The organism is Priestia sp. BR_2, from assembly GCF_041954005.1.
GTDB lineage: Bacteria > Bacillota > Bacilli > Paenibacillales > Paenibacillaceae > Paenibacillus_AQ > Paenibacillus_AQ lautus_A.
In genome coordinates this window covers 1-724 of the sequence record NZ_JAVFHM010000077.1, presented here as the reverse complement: position 1 = coordinate 724, position 724 = coordinate 1, and the positions used below count along the sequence as shown (strand labels likewise).

Genomic DNA, 724 nt, shown 5'->3' with positions numbered 1-724 from the left:
AATTAATGATGATGCCGATTACGAGAATTAATCCGATTTTAATTGAGTCAGCTTATCCTCATTTTGTAAAGTTAAAAGACAATAATGCATTATTAAATAGTAATTACTACAAGTTACAAAAATCGATAGCATTTTTAACTTTTCCTATTTGTTTCATGATGTTCATTTTAGCTCCTGAAATCGTTGGAATTTTATATGGAGATAAATGGTCCCAGGCTGCAATTATTTTGAGGATTTTATCTTTTAAAGGTATGTTAGTTTCTTTAGGAAACCCAATAAATTGTATATTATTAACAAAAGGGATGCCCAATTTAAGCTTTAAGTGGAATGTTATTACCGCAATAGGTATGTTTGTGTTCTCTTTTACAGGAATAAAGTGGGGGATTGAAGGAGTCGCCTTATCATCCTTACTTTTTATGATTTTATTAGCATTACCTGCTGATTTACTTATGAGAAGAATAGCTTCCGAAGCTAAGCCTAAAGACTATTGGTACAACTTGAAAAAAATATTTTTTATTAATGCTTTAATTTTTATAATTATACTGCTATTTAAAAATTATCTAATAGAAACTATAACTCAAAATGGAGCCATTACTTTAACAGTAAGTTTATTTTTAAGTCTGTTATTATATATTGGCTTTTACAGAAAATTTGAAAAGGATCTTTACAATACTATCGGTAAATTATTTATGAAAAGGGGATAGGTTTTTTGTCACTATTATAT

1 protein-coding gene is annotated in these 724 nt (G+C 27.8%); it reads left to right on the top strand.

The genetic code is table 11. The features are described 5' to 3' along the window. Positions 1-704: oligosaccharide flippase family protein (locus RB298_RS02105; RefSeq protein WP_486045490.1), on the top strand; the 704-nt coding region annotated here is incomplete at its 5' end. Between the last annotated feature and the right edge of the window lie 20 nt (positions 705-724).